At 38.7% G+C, this 15,456-nt stretch carries 15 protein-coding genes; 7 read left to right on the top strand and 8 right to left on the bottom strand.

The window, feature by feature from the left end; all coding sequences use genetic code 11:
* Window positions 1–44 precede the first annotated feature (44 nt).
* Window positions 45–419 carry a DUF413 domain-containing protein gene (locus WNY98_RS07445; protein ID WP_002961378.1) on the top strand — a complete coding sequence of 125 codons (375 nt, stop codon included), beginning with the start codon at window positions 45–47 and terminating at the stop codon, window positions 417–419.
* Between the two features lie 86 nt (window positions 420–505).
* Window positions 506–1,741: a diguanylate cyclase gene (locus tag WNY98_RS07440; protein WP_342877525.1), complete on the top strand. Its 1,236-nt coding sequence runs from the start codon at window positions 506–508 to the stop codon at window positions 1,739–1,741.
* Window positions 1,742–1,757: 16 nt separating this feature from the next.
* Here the strand turns inward: WNY98_RS07440 and rarD are convergent, their stop codons facing one another.
* Together rarD and WNY98_RS07430 are read right to left on the bottom strand one after the other, a co-directional pair.
* The gene (gene rarD / locus WNY98_RS07435; protein WP_342877524.1) at window positions 1,758–2,675 is read right to left on the bottom strand and encodes an EamA family transporter RarD; all 918 of its coding nucleotides are present in this window, start codon (window positions 2,673–2,675) and stop codon (window positions 1,758–1,760) included.
* A 51-nt stretch (window positions 2,676–2,726) separates the two neighbouring features.
* On the bottom strand, window positions 2,727–3,182 hold the full coding sequence (locus WNY98_RS07430; protein WP_024599000.1) for a thioesterase family protein: 456 nt from the start codon (window positions 3,180–3,182) through the stop codon (window positions 2,727–2,729).
* A gap of 468 nt (window positions 3,183–3,650) precedes the next feature.
* Between WNY98_RS07430 and recQ the strand changes: the two genes are divergently transcribed.
* From recQ to WNY98_RS07410, 4 genes are all read left to right on the top strand, one after another.
* Complete coding sequence (recQ, locus tag WNY98_RS07425) at window positions 3,651–5,474, top strand: DNA helicase RecQ (RefSeq protein ID WP_166421311.1); 1,824 nt, start codon at window positions 3,651–3,653, stop codon at window positions 5,472–5,474.
* A gap of 7 nt (window positions 5,475–5,481) precedes the next feature.
* A complete protein-coding gene (locus tag WNY98_RS07420; RefSeq protein WP_342877523.1) occupies window positions 5,482–5,766 on the top strand; it encodes a DUF3630 family protein in 285 nt (94 codons plus the stop codon).
* A 171-nt stretch (window positions 5,767–5,937) separates the two neighbouring features.
* Window positions 5,938–7,647 carry a BamA/TamA family outer membrane protein gene (locus WNY98_RS07415; protein WP_342877522.1) on the top strand — a complete coding sequence of 570 codons (1,710 nt, stop codon included), beginning with the start codon at window positions 5,938–5,940 and terminating at the stop codon, window positions 7,645–7,647.
* Window positions 7,648–7,716: 69 nt separating this feature from the next.
* The gene (locus tag WNY98_RS07410; RefSeq protein WP_076925091.1) at window positions 7,717–8,289 is read left to right on the top strand and encodes a mechanosensitive ion channel domain-containing protein; all 573 of its coding nucleotides are present in this window, start codon (window positions 7,717–7,719) and stop codon (window positions 8,287–8,289) included.
* Between the two features lie 104 nt (window positions 8,290–8,393).
* Here WNY98_RS07410 and WNY98_RS07405 read toward each other — a convergent pair whose 3' ends face one another.
* The 3 genes from WNY98_RS07405 to WNY98_RS07395 are packed head-to-tail and all read right to left on the bottom strand — an operon-like array spanning window position 8,394 to window position 10,781.
* Window positions 8,394–9,452 carry a succinylglutamate desuccinylase/aspartoacylase family protein gene (locus tag WNY98_RS07405; RefSeq protein WP_121953615.1) on the bottom strand — a complete coding sequence of 353 codons (1,059 nt, stop codon included), beginning with the start codon at window positions 9,450–9,452 and terminating at the stop codon, window positions 8,394–8,396.
* The gene (gene rimK, locus WNY98_RS07400) at window positions 9,439–10,344 is read right to left on the bottom strand and encodes a 30S ribosomal protein S6--L-glutamate ligase (protein WP_002961977.1); all 906 of its coding nucleotides are present in this window, start codon (window positions 10,342–10,344) and stop codon (window positions 9,439–9,441) included. Before rimK ends, WNY98_RS07405 begins: the two co-directional genes overlap by 14 nt.
* 2 nt (window positions 10,345–10,346) lie before the next feature.
* On the bottom strand, window positions 10,347–10,781 hold the full coding sequence (locus WNY98_RS07395; protein ID WP_024596236.1) for an ATP-dependent zinc protease: 435 nt from the start codon (window positions 10,779–10,781) through the stop codon (window positions 10,347–10,349).
* Window positions 10,782–11,066: 285 nt separating this feature from the next.
* Here WNY98_RS07395 and WNY98_RS07390 point away from each other — a divergent pair, with 285 nt between their 5' ends.
* Window positions 11,067–12,038: a zinc transporter ZntB gene (locus WNY98_RS07390; protein WP_076925088.1), complete on the top strand. Its 972-nt coding sequence runs from the start codon at window positions 11,067–11,069 to the stop codon at window positions 12,036–12,038.
* A 55-nt stretch (window positions 12,039–12,093) separates the two neighbouring features.
* Here the strand turns inward: WNY98_RS07390 and WNY98_RS07385 are convergent, their stop codons facing one another.
* The 3 genes from WNY98_RS07385 to WNY98_RS07375 all read right to left on the bottom strand — a co-directional run bounded on the left by WNY98_RS07385 (window position 12,094) and on the right by WNY98_RS07375 (window position 15,362).
* Complete coding sequence (locus tag WNY98_RS07385; protein WP_342877521.1) at window positions 12,094–13,278, bottom strand: polysaccharide lyase family 7 protein; 1,185 nt, start codon at window positions 13,276–13,278, stop codon at window positions 12,094–12,096.
* Window positions 13,279–14,313: 1,035 nt separating this feature from the next.
* Window positions 14,314–14,649, bottom strand: coding sequence for a ribonuclease E inhibitor RraB (gene rraB, locus WNY98_RS07380; RefSeq protein WP_007376503.1), 336 nt, complete (start codon window positions 14,647–14,649; stop codon window positions 14,314–14,316).
* On the bottom strand, window positions 14,649–15,362 hold the full coding sequence (locus WNY98_RS07375; RefSeq protein WP_024598877.1) for a 1-acylglycerol-3-phosphate O-acyltransferase: 714 nt from the start codon (window positions 15,360–15,362) through the stop codon (window positions 14,649–14,651). Before WNY98_RS07375 ends, rraB begins: the two co-directional genes overlap by 1 nt.
* Window positions 15,363–15,456 lie beyond the last annotated feature (94 nt).

The following is a 15,456-nucleotide window of genomic DNA, read 5'->3' as shown; positions in this document are numbered from 1 at the left end:
TTGCATCATACTCCAGCTAATTAATAGGGTATGAGGATAAAGCTATGAGCAATAACATTTCATTACTACGCCAAGCATTTGTTAGCCAACGTCAATTTTATGATGATCAGAATTTTCCACGTGGTTTTAGCCGCAGCGGAAACTTCACCTTATTAGAAGCCAGCATACTTGAACAACACGGAGTTGTTTTAAAAGGCTTATATAGCAAAACAATTGAGCCGCAAAACGAACACCAAGAACAGTTTGTAGCAGTAGTAACTGGCTCACAAGAACCTACTAACCCAATCGAACGTGCTTGGGTAAAATACTTAAAGCTAACGACCTGTAAAACTAAGTTTCATACTTTATTTGGCCGCTCAAAAATGTCAGGGCCAGCACCGATTAGCCAAGAGTATTATTCAGAAGCGGATAATCTGTAAGTACTTAAGTTATTTGCTTTTTTGCGTTTTAACAGTTACAACTTGTATAAGCAAATATTTTTGCAAAATATAAATAGGGTTGTTCCGTGACGCGAAAAATACTAATAGTTGAAGATACACCTGCAATGGCGCGAGTGCAAAAGCACATCGCGCTTAAAGCAGGCTATGAAGTTGATATAGCAGAGTCATTAGCACAAACAAAAGAGCTTATAAGTAAAAATAGCTATTTTTGCGCTGTAGTCGACTTTATATTACCTGATGCCCCATCAGGTGAAGCAGTACCGTGTACTGTTAAGGCTGACATTCCAACTATTGTAATGACGGGCAATATTGATAAAAAAACCCGCGACACCGTCGAAAAATACCCAATCATCGATTACATCATTAAAGAAAACAAACAAGCTTACCAATACCTAGAAAAACAATTACACCGCTTACCTCGCAACGAAAATGTAAAAGTACTGGTTGTTGATGATTCTAAATCGACTCGACGATACATTTGCAGCTTGTTAGTTCGTCACAAATATCAAATTATTGAAGCACAAGACGGACAAGAAGCATTAAAGATGCTCGAAAATTCACCCGACATTTCAGTCATCATTACTGATAATGAAATGCCCAACATGAATGGCGATGAACTATGTAGCGAGATTCGCCGCTTATATAGCAATGATGAAAAAGCTATTATTGGTATTTCGGGTTCTGACTCTGTAGGGCTTTCTAGTTTATTTTTAAAAAATGGCGCAAACGATTATTTGCATAAACCTTTTAATAGCGAAGAGTTTTACTGCAGGCTTAGTCAAAACGTCGATATGTTAGAACTTATAGCCACTATAAGGCGACAAGCCAACACGGATTATTTAACCAATTTACCAAATCGTCGTTACTTTTTTGAAGAAGCTGAAAAATCATTAAAGCAAATAAAACATACTAAAGGTGATGGTGCTTTAGCTATGCTTGATATTGATCACTTTAAATCAATTAACGATACATACGGGCACGATGTTGGCGACGAAGTATTAAAAGGACTCTCTATTTGCTTTAGTAAATATTTTAAAAAGTATTTAGTAGCCCGCTTAGGTGGTGAAGAGTTTGCCGTTTACTTTGCAAATGCGGATAAACAAGAAGCACTAAAAAGACTTGAAGGTTTTAGGTACTTTATAGAAATGAATAGCCAGGAGTTTAGTAAAGCTAAAATAAAATTCACCATTTCTATTGGTTTTGCAAACGGGCCTGTTTATCAAATTGATGAATTATTAAAACAGGCCGATTTAAAACTTTACGATGCTAAAGAATCTGGTCGTAATAAAGTAGTTAGTTAACCATTTTATTAGTTAATTATACTTCTGCGGCTGTAATCGCCGCTTTTTTACGTTTACGTGATTGATGATAAGAATCCCAACTAAAAATAGCTAATGCACTCCAAATACATGCAAACGTTACTACACGCTCAGCATCAAAAATTTCACCGTAAAACACCACTGCTAATATAAACATTAGGCTTGGTCCAATGTACTGAAAAAAGCCAAGTGTAGTGTATTGCAAGCGCTTAGCTGCACCGGTAAAACACAGTAATGGTAATGTAGTTATAATACCGGCACTAATGAGTAATGCATTTGTATGCCAATCGTTAGCTGGGAGGCTTGAAGTTGGTGTCGGCACCATTAACCACCAATAAATCAGTGCAACAGGCAGTAATATAAGTGCTTCAAGTAAAATACCAGGCAGAGCTTCAACAGGTAACTTTTTACGTATTAAACCATAAAGCGCAAACGATATAGCCAATGAAAATGCAACTACCGGAAACGAGCCAAAACTAATTAGCTGCAGTACAACACCACTAAAGGCAAGTGCCACTGCTACGCCTTGAAACTTACGCAGGCGTTCACCTAAAAAGAGCATTCCCAGCAATACATTTAAAAGAGGGTTTATGTAATAGCCCAAACTCGCATCAAGCATATGGTTATTATTTATAGCCCATATAAATAAACCCCAGTTAAACCCAAGCAGTGCAGAGGTAATGACAAGCATAAGCAAAAGCTTAGGCTGAACAATGATGCGTTTTACTTTGTCCCAATACTTTAAAACACTTACTACCAGTACTAAAAATACAACCGACCAAACAACCCGATGCATTAAAATTTCAAAGGCAGTAACATGCTGAATTAACTTAAAGTATATTGGCGCAAGACCCCACATAAAAAAAGCAAGACAAGCAAAAATAGCACCTTTACGCTGCTCGGTATCAATCGACATAATAAACACTTAGTGATTTAAAAGGCCGCTAGTTTACTTGCCACGCGCGTTTTATCCAACTAAATACGTACCAGTTCCAAAAGCAATTTGAACAGATTGTTCGTTATGCAATTCCATTCTACACACACATACTTTATTGCCTGAGCGAATAAGTGTGGCACTTGCTATAAAGCTCTCCCCTTTTCCTGGGCGCAAATAATCAGTTCGTAAATCGATAGTGCCAAGGGTTGCTAGCTTTTGCTGTACACTCTTAATGTCTATATCGGTTAGCTTATCAATTACACTCGCTGCCGCGAGCATACCTCCTACGTTGTCGAGAACGGCTGAAATAACGCCACCATGTAATATTTTTTGCGCAGGGTTTCCTATAAATACGTCTTGCCAAGGAAAACTTATTTTTGCTTGCTCTGGAGTAAGTGACTCAACCGAGATATTTAAAAACTGATTAAATGGCATGCCATTTACAAACAATGCGCCCACTTGTTCAATTAACATTTCTTTATTCATTATTATTCTCTATGTTTAAACTGGTACGATGAGTAAAGCATAACTTAAGCAAAACTACGAGGCTCTCGTTAAGTCATTTTAAATAAGCCTGATATTAAAAAGCTATTTCAACACTAGGGTCTGTTGATCTTTCAAGGTTAAATTTACAGCAGTCTGTTTGGTATTTAGGCAAGGCAGAGCCTATGTAGTGTGGTTATTCCCCATAAATGGGCGATAACGTAGCATTAATGACAAACAGGCGCTGCCCAAAGGGTTCTTCCTAGGGGCTATTTACTCTTTGTTGCTCGGTTTTTACTTAGCCCACTAGGTTACAAACCTCGCGCCGCGATTAAATAACCCCTAGCCTGAACAAATTTTAATCCGCAAAGATCAACAGACCCTAGCAGAGTTAAATTTACTTACAATAGGGGTAAGGTTAAGTAACTCAGCTAAAGACATCTCACTAAAAAACCACTAAAATACCCGCCAATGAATACATCAACTCCCTCTTCGAGCACACTAGTGCGTAAACCCGAAACTGTCCTCAAACAAGTGTTTGGCTACAGTGAATTTCGCGACGGTCAAAAAGCAGTTATTGACGCTGCTATTAATGGTCAAGACTCTCTGGTATTACTACCTACCGGCGGCGGAAAATCAGTATGCTATCAAATTCCTGCTTTAGTGCTTGAGGGTGTAACTATTGTTATTTCTCCACTTATATCGCTTATGCAAGATCAGGTAACACAACTGCAAGCACTTGGGGTAAAAGCAGCTTACGTTAATAACAGCTTAGCGCGAGAAGAGCAGCAATTAGTGTATCAACAGCTTCATCAGGGGCAAATTAAGCTTTTATATGTGGCACCTGAAAAAGTATTACAACGCGAATTTTTAGAACGTTTATCGCATTTAAATGTGAGTTTATTTGCCATTGACGAAGCGCATTGTGTGTCGCATTGGGGTCACGACTTTAGGCCTCATTACTTTAGATTAAATGAATTAAAGCAGCGGTTTGCACACGTCCCCATGATGGCGCTAACTGCAACTGCCGATAAAGCCACCCGTTTTGATATAGTTGAACAACTAAAACTACAACAGCCTTATATTCATACTGGCAGCTTTGATCGCCCTAATATTCGCTACACCATAGAAGAAAAATTTAAACCTATGGTGCAATTGCTTCGTTACTTAAAAGAGCAAAAAAGCCAAAGTGGTATTATTTATTGCACCAGCCGTAAACGTGTAGACGACATTGCCGAAAAATTGGCTGATGCAGGGTTAAACGCTGCCGCTTACCATGCTGGTATGAGTAATGAGCAACGACAGTTTGTTCAAACTGGTTTTGCCCGTGACGATATTCAAATAGTGGTCGCAACCGTTGCCTTTGGTATGGGTATAAATAAGCCTAACGTGCGTTTTGTACTGCATTACGATATTCCAAAAAGTATAGAGTCTTACTATCAAGAAACAGGTCGAGCTGGGCGAGATGGACTCGCAGCTGAGGCCATAATGTACTTTGATCCAGCTGATATTGGCCGCGTAAGACGCTTTTTTGAAGACATAGACGACGAACAACGCCGCCGCGTAGAAGAACAACGCTTTAACGCAATGGCAAGCTTTGCAGAAGCACAAACGTGTCGTAGGCAAATATTACTTAATTACTTTAGTGAATATCAACGCGAGCCTTGCGGCAACTGCGATATTTGCTTAAACCCGCCAAAAAGCTTTGATGGTACCTTAGTCGCCCAGCAAGCACTTTCGTGTGTATATAGAGCTGACCAACGCTTTGGTCTTGGCTACATTGTTGAATTACTACGTGGTGCAAATACTAGCCGCATACGCGATAACAATCATCATGAGCTAAGTACTTACGGCATAGGTAAAGACAAAAGCAGTGAATTTTGGCTCAGTATTTTACGCCAGCTTATTCATCAAGGCTTACTTAGCCAAGATATAACGCAAGGTGCGTCACTTAGATTAACCGAAGCCGCGCGTGCAATTTTAAAAGGCGAGTACGCACTGCAATTAGCCGAACCACGCCTGCAAGCCAAACACGTTTATCAAGATAAATTAGCGCAATTTAATTACGACAAAAAACTGTTTGCTCGCCTGCGCGCACTACGTAAAGAACTTGCTGATGCCGATGATGTACCACCTTATGTGGTATTTAATGATAAAACGCTAGCCGAAATGGCGCAGCTTATGCCAACAAACGACAGCGAATTTTTAAAAGTGTCGGGGGTAGGTTTTACCAAATTAAATAAATACGGCGGCGAATTCTTAACTGCAATTCGTAATTACCTAGCTACAAATTAAGAAAGTTATGACTCAAATAGAATATGACCACGCCCATAAATACATTTTAATTACACCAGTCGAGCCGCCAAACGATGAAGACTTTGAGCTGTGGAGTACCCTATTTTTACACTCAGATGATGTAACACTTAACGAGTATTCTGCAGGTGCCGATCGCCATCAAGTTCGCTTTACCTATCATCAGCAAACCTTTAATTTAAACTATGAGCATTATAGCCAAAGTATTTGGATTAATGCCGAAGGCCGTGAACCTGAGCACTTATTAGCCGCTTTAGCATTTTATTTAAGTTAGCTTTTAATACCTCGCGCACAGGCGGTTCTAAACCAGGTTGGTTATTAACAAAAGTGAATATGAGTAACAATTAATTAGTTTCAAAATCCATACCTTTTACTTACATTATAATAACAATGATGTAAGCTGATATTACGGTAGTCATTTGCTACGTAGCAGTAAAGAGGTTTAATGGTGAACAAGAAATGGATAGCACAGTGTTGTATTAGCTTAACGGTTTTAAGCTCTTATGTGCCTAATGCATTCGCACAACAATCTTCAATGAAAACAGATAACTGCCTTGTAGAACAGACAGATTTAAGCACAGATAAAAACTTACGCCGAGAAGTCCAAGACAAAACATCCCTCACAAATAGTAACAGTAACGCAAAAATAGCCTCAATAAAGCTCAAGCAACTTAATGTATTTAATACTGAGCTTGAAGAGGAAAATAATGCACTATTTCGATTTGCTAACCGTGCTCATATTCAAACAGAGCCCGATGTAATCAATAACCTTTTATTATTCTCCCCTGGTGACAAGTACGACGCTAAAAAGCTTGCTGAATCTGAGCGTTTACTTCGTAAAGAAAGCTATTTATATGATGCACAAATTAGTGCAACCGAAAATTGCGACGGCAATGTTAATGTAGAAGTGGTTACCCGCGACTTATGGACACTTTTACCAGAAGTAAACTTTAGCCGTAGCGGTGGAGAAAACAAATCGAGTATAGGTTTTAGAGAATCAAACCTGCTTGGTTGGGGTAAGCGCCTTTCTTTGTCACGCACGACCGACAGCGATCGTAGTGGCTATTTATTTGTTTACGACGATCCTAATATTTTATCTACCCGCTACCGCGGCCGTTTAGAATATGCCGATAATAGCGATGGCAAGCGCCACTTACTTGAGCTTACCTACCCATTTTACGCAATAGACACCCCTTTTAGTTATGGTATTTTAAGCTATTCTGAGCAGCGCGAAGAGTCGCTATATAAACGCGGTGAAGAGTTTAGCGAATTTGATCAAACTACCGATTTAAACCGTGCATTTATAGGGCACTCAAAAGCACTTAATAATAATTGGACCCAACGCTTAACCTTAGGTTACACCGACGAGCAACATACCTTTGAAGCAATAGACACGACCTTTGCACCACTTGCCGATGACAGAAGCTTAAGTTATCCCTTTATAAGCGGCCATTGGTTTGAAGATAACTATATAAAAGTACGCAATTTTGACAGCATATCTCGCACAGAAGATTTAAATTTAGGCTGGAATATTAAAAGCTTAATTGGCTATTCAGACGAGTCATTAAGTAATGACGACAGCCGCGCAGTGTATTCATTTAACTTCAAAAAAGCCCACTTTACTAACGATAATACTTTATGGCGCTTTAGCGCAGATATTGATGGCTATTGGAATAAAGAGCAGAAAAAGCTTGAAAACCTTATGGCCACCAGCCAAATACAATATTATTTAAATACCAGTGAAGACCAATCTTGGTATGTTAAAGCCCGCGTGCAGTACGCCAAAAACCTTACTGCTGATCAACAACTTACTTTAGGCGGCGAAACAGGCCTACGTGGTTACCCTATGGATTATCAACATGGCGACCGTAGTTTTTTAGTTAATTTAGAAAAGCGTTATTACTGGGAATACGATTTACTGCAATTATTTAAAGTGGGTGGCGCAGCTTTTGTAGATGTAGGCAGAGCATGGTTTAACGATAAAGATAACGGTGAAAACGCACATGTATTAAAAAATATAGGCGTGGGTCTTCGTTTAGCACCGAGTCGTGCAAACTCAGGCACCATGATCCACATTGATATTGCAGCCCCAGTTGATAGCTACGATGATGTAGACTCAGTACAGTGGCTCGTGAGCGTTAAAAACACTTTTTAAATAATACAAACGCGTTAAACTAATATCAATTGCATTAAATTAAATTTTTATAAAAGCTCAGGGCCTAAAGTGAAAATAATAGAAGTTTTAGAATTGTTTGCATCACAATATAAGTTAATTGTCACTGTAATCGCTATTTTGGTTTTCCCTCTGCTATTAAAAATAACCAAAAAATTACTCGAAAAAGCCATTAAGGGGAAGGTAGATTTACACCGAAAGTACCGTGCAGAGCTCTTACTAAAAATAATACTCGCCTTTGTAGTGCTGTGTTTAGTTTTAGTATTTTGGGGTATAGAGCTGCGTGGCTTATTGGTTTTAGGCTCCTCTTTATTTGCCATGTTAGGCGTAGCGCTTTTTGCCGCTTGGTCATTACTGAGTAACCTAACCGCATTTTTACTGATGTTTATTCAAAATGACTGCAGAGTTGGCAATTGGGTACGAATTATTGACGGTGCTAATCATGTTGAAGGTCGAATAGTAGAAATGGGCTTGATGAATGTAGTGCTTGAACACATTGATGGGCACCGTGTAATTTATCCTAATAATTTATTTGTGACACGCCCTGTCATGGTTTTAAATAAAGAACCAAAGCCAACAAAAACGCCCGTTATAAAGCGTATTATTGGTCCTAAAAAAACATAGTTTAAAAAGCATCGTTGATAAAGCAATATCCACAAAAAAGCCGCAGTAAGTAATTACCTACTGCGGCTTTTTAATGCTTAGCTAAACAGAATTTAGTTTAGCTATTAGTTATTTAGTTCAGCTGTTTTAAGCTCGTCATCTAAATCATTTATTTCATCAATAAAGTTCTCTAGTTGCTGCTCTACTAAACTATTGTCATTTGCAAAGTAAGCAAGGTGGAATACCGCGTCACCTTCATTTACTAATGGCATAGTTTGCTGACCAATAACAATCCCGCCTTTGGGCGCTAAAAGTTCAAGCTCAGAGTCGCCTAATGGGCTACTAATATAAGCAAGTACTTGCCCTTTAGTCACATGCTCACCTAGTGATACTTGTGCACGCACAATGCCATCAACCTCTGCACGTATCCAACTAGTCGAACCGGCAATGATAGGATCTGGTAACTTTTTAGGACGCTTGCCACGGATCATTTTTAAATGACGCATAACATAATCAACACCCTGCACACCTGCCGCAATAGCTATAGGATCAAAACGCAGTGCTTCACCTGCTTCATAGGTTATAACTGGTATACCTAGGTTTGCAGCTTCACTTCGTAATGAACCATTACGCAATGATGCATTTATTACCGCTGGTGTACCAAATGCTTTAGCCATATCAGCCGTTGCTTCATCTTCTAAATTAGCGCGAATTTGCGGTAAGTTAGTTCGATGAATAGCGCCAGTATGTAAATCAATAATGTGAGTACAATGTACTGCCACTTGATTAAAAAACATATAAGCCATACGCCCAGCAAGTGAGCCACGCTCAGAACCTGGGAAACTACGGTTCATATCGCGTCGGTCTGGTAAATAACGCGATTTATGAATAAAGCCAAACACATTCACAATAGGCACAGCTATTATCGTACCGCGCAGTTGGCTTGGGTCTATTTTAGCAATTAACTGACGCACAACTTCTACGCCATTTAGCTCATCGCCATGGATCGCCGCACACACCATAAGCACAGGACCTTCCATTACACCGTTAACCACTTCAATAGGAATATTAAGTGGTGAATGGGTATAAAGTTTAGCTGCCTCTAAGGCAAGTGTTTTACGCTCGCCTACGCCTACACTTTCACCTAATAAGGTAAAAGGACGGTTAATTTTAACCTTTGCCACGTGTTGCTGTTCCTTTACTTGAAGCATTTTTTTCGATGAAATCAATTACCATGCCTGCAATGTCTTTACCTGTTGCTATTTCAATGCCCTCTAAACCTGGTGATGAGTTTACTTCCATCACAAGTGGTCCACGAGATGAGCGAAGTAAATCAACTCCCGCTACGTTCAAGCCCATTGATTTAGCCGCCGCTACTGCCGTTTTACGTTCTTCTGGAGTAATGCGAACTAACGTAGCGCTACCACCACGGTGAAGGTTAGAGCGGAACTCACCTTCTTGTGCTTGACGTTTCATTGCTGCTATTACTTTATCGCCTAGTACAAAACAACGTATATCCGCGCCACCTGCTTCTTTAATGTATTCCTGAACCATAATATTAGCTTTTAAGCCCATAAATGCTTCAATAACACTTTCTGCCGCTTTGCGTGTTTCAGCAAGTACAACACCAATGCCTTGTGTGCCTTCAAGTAATTTAATTACAACAGGTGCACCGCCTACCATCTCTAGTAAGTCTTTTACATCATCTGGTTTGCTCGCAAAACCTGTTACTGGCATACCAACGCCTTTGCGCGAAAGTAACTGAAGTGAGCGTAATTTATCGCGCGAACGAGAAATAGCGACTGATTCGTTTACTGGGTAAACACCCATCATTTCAAACTGACGAAGTACCGAACAGCCATAAAATGTAACCGATGCACCAATACGCGGGACGATTGCGTCAAATTCTTTTAAGTTTTCACCGCGATAGTGAATTTCTGGTTGCTCCGAGTTTATATTCATATAGCAGCGTAATGCATCAATCACCTTAACTTCGTGACCGCGTGCTTCTGCCGCCTCAATTAAGCGACGTGTTGAATATAATTTTCTGTTGCGAGATAAAATACCGATTTTCATAGTTAAACCTTACGACCTAATAGTTGAGATAAAGCCGGGTCAACGACTATACGATTTTCCATGGCTGTACGCCCTAATAACATTCTAAACTTCATTGTTGCACGGCTTGTTAAAGTAAGCTCTATCGGCCAACTATGCTCGCCTGCATGCAATGTCGTTTCTATAAAATAGCGTAACTCTTTTTGCCCACTTGAGCTGGTTACGTACTTCATTTTTTTAACTTTTGCCTTGCAAGTGACTTGCGTTTGCTCATCATCCTGCAATGGTTGGGCCGTAAATTTAACCCATTTCTCTGAGTCAACTTCGTATTCTTCAATGTTAATTGCATGAATACATGAAGTGCGAGCGCCTGTATCAATTTTTGCTTTTATATCGTTAATACCAAGCTCAGGTAAACTTAACCACTCACGCCAACCAACTGTAATCTTTGCTGTCATAAATGTGCCCTTAATAAAAAAGTGACTTATACGCTACAGGTAAAAAAACACCAACGAAATAAATTTATCTAGTCGATTAGTAAATTAAATTGATCTTTTTGAACAACTAGTCACACAATGCACGCCTTACTGAACAGTACTTTATGCTACTTTGCTCAGCCCCTAGGCTCTGCATTTATTTGGTTGTTCAAACTTAACTTATTAAAAATAAAGGTAAGTTTAAAATACTTAAGTAGATACACTATAGTTAACGGTATTAAAAATACACTATTATGAGAAATAATTATGATTAATGGTTTACTACATGCACTTGTACTTGATGGACAAGGCGGCGCTCGCCCTATTGAAAGCACGAATGAGCTAAATAGCTGGCAACCAAGCCAAGGGAAACTTTGGGTGCACATGGACTATAGCCAAAGTGAGGCGGTTGAGTGGCTCAAGGCACAGCCTCATTTAAACGATTACGAGTTAGACTCTTTAATTGCTGATGAAACACGACCACGTATTACAGCAACAACTAATGGGCACATGTTATTTTTACGTGGTGTAAATTTAAACCCAGCACAAAGCCCTGAAGACATGGTTTCAATTCGTTTATTTATTAGTGAAAATATCCTTATTACCACCCGTAAGCGCCGTTTATTATCGGTGCAAGATACGCTTGCGTGTTTAAATGAAAACAAAGGTCCATGTAATATTTCTGAGCTAGTATGCTCCATTACACAAAAACTAACCTCTCGCATGCAAAGCGTTATTGATTCACTCGATGAAACACTCGATGAGTTTGAAGAAGAAATAGATGAACCTAGTAAAAGGTTTGATAACCAAGGTTTATCACAGTTACGCCGTCAAACAATTGCCTTAAAACGCTATTTAAAACCGCAAAAAGAAGCCCTTAGCTCAATGGTAAATAATCACTACTCCTGGCTGTTGGATGACGATAAAGCAAAACTTAATGAAACGACTAACTTACTTATTCGTTATTTAGAGGAGCTTGATAGCTCGATTGAGCGTGCGCAAATCATTCAGCAGACAATCACTAACCAAGTCTCTGAACAGTTAAACCAGCGAATGTATGTTATGTCAGTAGTAGCGGCACTTTTTTTACCGTTAGGCTTTTTAACTGGCCTGTTAGGTGTAAACGTAGGGGGTATTCCGGGTACCGAAAGCCCTTATGCATTTAGTGCTTTTGTCATATTTTTAATTGTGCTTACTGGCGGTATTGGTGTGTATTTTAAAAATAAAAAATGGCTATAAATTAAAGCAATTTTAGTATGGCCACTCAATTGAGTGGCCATGATTGAGTAGCTAATTAGTTAGTTTCTCGGGTATAACTAACATTTGTCATCGTTACTTTAGATTCTGTAATCCCTAAATCTTCAAAGCACTCTTTGAAAGAATCCGAATTACCCGATTCCCCACACTCATCCAATGTATCAGGGTCTTGTGATTGTAGGTAATTACCAAATTTAAAGTATGACTCTGAGTCATCTTCTACAGGTATACCAAATGAGCGACCTAGTGCGCTAACATCAACATCGCCATAATTATTTTCAACACGTAGAGTAAACGAGCCACCACTAGTAATAGTACCAAGGGCAAATTTTTCTTCGTTACCGCTTGTATTTCGCAGACGAACATAAACGTCAAAAATGCCATTTCCAGCTACACTATCATCAAATCCAGATTCATCTGTATCTGAAACATACACTTTAGAAATTGTCCCGGTATCGCTAGCATGGTGCTGAGAGATAATTGTTTTACCACCATCTGACATTTCAACTTTTACAGTTGCCTCAAAAACCTCATAGGTTTCGGTCATTGCAACACGTGCACTTTCTTTAACTTTATATTCATGACGCCAGCCATTCCCGTTTGGAGTGATATGACGCGCTTCTAAAGGAACAAACTCCAAAGTATCGCTATTTACTAATGGATGAGGATCATTACCTTCAAGATCAAAAATACTACCGTTGGTGATGTTACTCGCTATACCAGAGCCACTACCCGTATCACCGCCGCCAGTATCACCACCTGTGTCTCCACCGCCAAAAGAACTACCCTTAGTTAACGAAAAGTCATCAAAACGAACATCGCTTGAACTCTTATCATGCTTAGCAAATACTTGTAGTGAACCAGTGTTAGCCGTGGTGAAAGTTTTAGATACTTTTGTCCATGAAGAAACATTGAATTTCTCACTTTTAAACAAACCATTAAGATCATTGATCCCGATTTGCCCCTTACCGAGTACATAGGCACTTAACGTGTACTGAGTATTTCGATCTACATCTACATTTTGATAAACACGCCCTGGGCTACCTTGTATTTTCAGTGATTTAGAGCCTTTATACGAATCTGAAGATAGCGCTGCAGGCTCTGTTTCATTCCAATTACTCCAGCCACCTTCAAAACCTGAATTTTCAATCGAGGCAGCGTGCGCAAAAGAAGTACTTGCAGCAACTGCAGAGCAAATAAGTAACTTTTTAAATTTAACCATTATTTTTATTCCTTTAAACCTGAATAATAAGCAACCTTACAGCTTAGCTTGGCGATAAAAACCAAACCTAGATCGCATCATGTAAACAGACTTTTAAACCCAAAAAATTGGTAACAACAAAGAAAGAATTTGAAAAGAAAGAACCTTTAAATTGGTATTACCAAAACCATCACCTAATCGGCAAAACAAGGCTATATTTTTTGTTACCAATATGTCAACAAGTTAATTGTTACCATGAAAACTATAAAACCGCTAAATGGATATATTTAAAATACAAAAAAACGCTTTAAAAACAGAATGATAAAAACGTAGTGATTTCTATTTACACTATGTAATAATTTTTAAATTTAAGAAAATAGTAGTACCTAAAACAAAAACCACTATTACCAATATTTAACACAAAACTTAATACCTTATGAATAAACGCAGTTATTTCATGATAAAATTGTTACCAAAACAGACTGGTAATACCTGTTAAACTTAATTTAACTTTAGTTATAAAGATAAATTTGAATGACTAAAATTTAAAAATACGCGCTTATATAATTTAAAATTTCAAAATATTAGTGCAAATAAATAATTAAAAGTAAATTTTATATGTGAGATTAACCTTTCAAATTAATAGGTGATGATGAAATTGAAATGCTAAACAGGTACTAATTTTGAGATTTCTTTGGAGTGAGTAACACTTTATTGTCTACATGGATAAAGGTGAGGGGCGTGAGCAGAACGCGGAAGCTGCGCTCGGTTAACTTATTCTTACATGGATGTAAGCAAGTAGAATAACTCAGGATCAGTTATGGAGCCCACTAGGCTACAAACCTAATGCTGCTATTAAATTTTCCTGGCTTGAAAAAATTTTAATCCTGAAAGGTCAACAGACCCTAGGGCACTTTTTTGACTAATAAATCCGCCTCTAAATTAAGCAAGTTTGAATCATGTAAAATTAGCACTCCCTAATTCGAGACACAAAAAAGCGAGTACTTTTACAATACTCGCTTTCAAATTAATAAATCTAGACTCTAGTTAGCTGCATTACTCTTGAAAGTAAGTGCCCCAACCGTCGTACTCAACTTCGCATTCTACGGCTAGTTGCGCTAGCTTATCAACGTCTTCCATAATTACGTCTACGTCTAGCTCAGCTTCTACTACTATGTCGAAGCTCCAAATTTTGCTGCCGTCTTCAAGCTCAAGCTCTGCTGGCTCTTCAACATCGTAGCCTAGTTTAAAAGCAGCCAATGCTGCTTGCTCTAGCTTAGGGAAGTCTTCACATACAAAATGGTGTTCTACTTCATAAAGTATTTCAGGATCTGATCCATCTTCAAGTAGTGAACTTACGATGTCTTCACTTATTTCACGCCAGTTTTCCATTATTTATCTCTCACTTGAGCATCTAATTCAGTTATTTTAGCAGCCATAATGCTATGCACGCTTTTAGCATGCTCACGCGCGCTAGTGTTTTTATCAAGCGATATAGGTGCTAACATTTCGATGTGAATTGTACCATTATCCCAACGATTTAGCTTAATGGTTTTATGTGTTGTATTCATACATACTGGAATCATGGGTACATCTGCGCTCATTGCGGTGTGAAACGCGCCAGTTTTAAACGGCAATAAACCTCTTCCGTAACTTCGTGTACCTTCAGGAAACATCCATACAGATAAGCCATTCTTTTTAATTTTTTCGGCTGCTTTTGAAATAGTTCCCGCCGCTTTGGAGCGATTAGATCTGTCTATTAATATATTACCCGACAACCAGTAAAGCTGACCAAAAAACGGAATCCACTTTAAGCTTTTTTTACCTAAACTTACGCAATTTTTTGGCACCATTGCTGGCACTGTAAATAAGTCGTAGCTATTTTGATGATTAGCAACATAAACCGCAGGACCTGGATCAACGGCATCTTTATGACGTGTTAAAACTAACTCAACGCCAATCATTTTAGCCATTGAGCCAAACCAACCCGCTATTATATGTACATTATTAGGATGAAATGGTCTTACAATCGAAAGTAATAAACCAAAAATACAACTGAATAATATAAACAGCAGCATAATAAAAACGCGTATGACAGCTAGCAAATGGGCTTCTCCAAAAATCAATTATGATTATTATAGCGTTATTTTGTGACACAAACGAGTCAATAGCGCACAAGTGTACGCTGAAATATTTAAG

Source organism: Pseudoalteromonas sp. AS71, assembly GCF_038900275.1.
GTDB lineage: Bacteria > Pseudomonadota > Gammaproteobacteria > Enterobacterales > Alteromonadaceae > Pseudoalteromonas.
Note: the sequence above shows the minus strand (reverse complement) of the source record. Positions and strands in the feature narration are given on the sequence as shown.

Bases quoted from the DNA above. Each gene is read 5' to 3' on its own strand.
- WNY98_RS07445 (WP_002961378.1), top strand. From the start codon at position 45: ATGAGCAATAACATTTCATTACTACGCCAAGCATTTGTTAGCCAACGT.
- rarD (WP_342877524.1), bottom strand. From the start codon at position 2,675: ATGTCGATTGATACCGAGCAGCGTAAAGGTGCTATTTTTGCTTGTCTT.
- WNY98_RS07430 (WP_024599000.1), bottom strand. From the start codon at position 3,182: ATGAATAAAGAAATGTTAATTGAACAAGTGGGCGCATTGTTTGTAAAT.
- recQ (WP_166421311.1), top strand. From the start codon at position 3,651: ATGAATACATCAACTCCCTCTTCGAGCACACTAGTGCGTAAACCCGAA.
- WNY98_RS07420 (WP_342877523.1), top strand. From the start codon at position 5,482: ATGACTCAAATAGAATATGACCACGCCCATAAATACATTTTAATTACA.
- WNY98_RS07415 (WP_342877522.1), top strand. From the start codon at position 5,938: ATGGTGAACAAGAAATGGATAGCACAGTGTTGTATTAGCTTAACGGTT.
- rimK (WP_002961977.1), bottom strand. From the start codon at position 10,344: ATGAAAATCGGTATTTTATCTCGCAACAGAAAATTATATTCAACACGT.
- WNY98_RS07395 (WP_024596236.1), bottom strand. From the start codon at position 10,781: ATGACAGCAAAGATTACAGTTGGTTGGCGTGAGTGGTTAAGTTTACCT.
- WNY98_RS07390 (WP_076925088.1), top strand. From the start codon at position 11,067: ATGATTAATGGTTTACTACATGCACTTGTACTTGATGGACAAGGCGGC.
- WNY98_RS07385 (WP_342877521.1), bottom strand. From the start codon at position 13,278: ATGGTTAAATTTAAAAAGTTACTTATTTGCTCTGCAGTTGCTGCAAGT.
- rraB (WP_007376503.1), bottom strand. From the start codon at position 14,649: ATGGAAAACTGGCGTGAAATAAGTGAAGACATCGTAAGTTCACTACTT.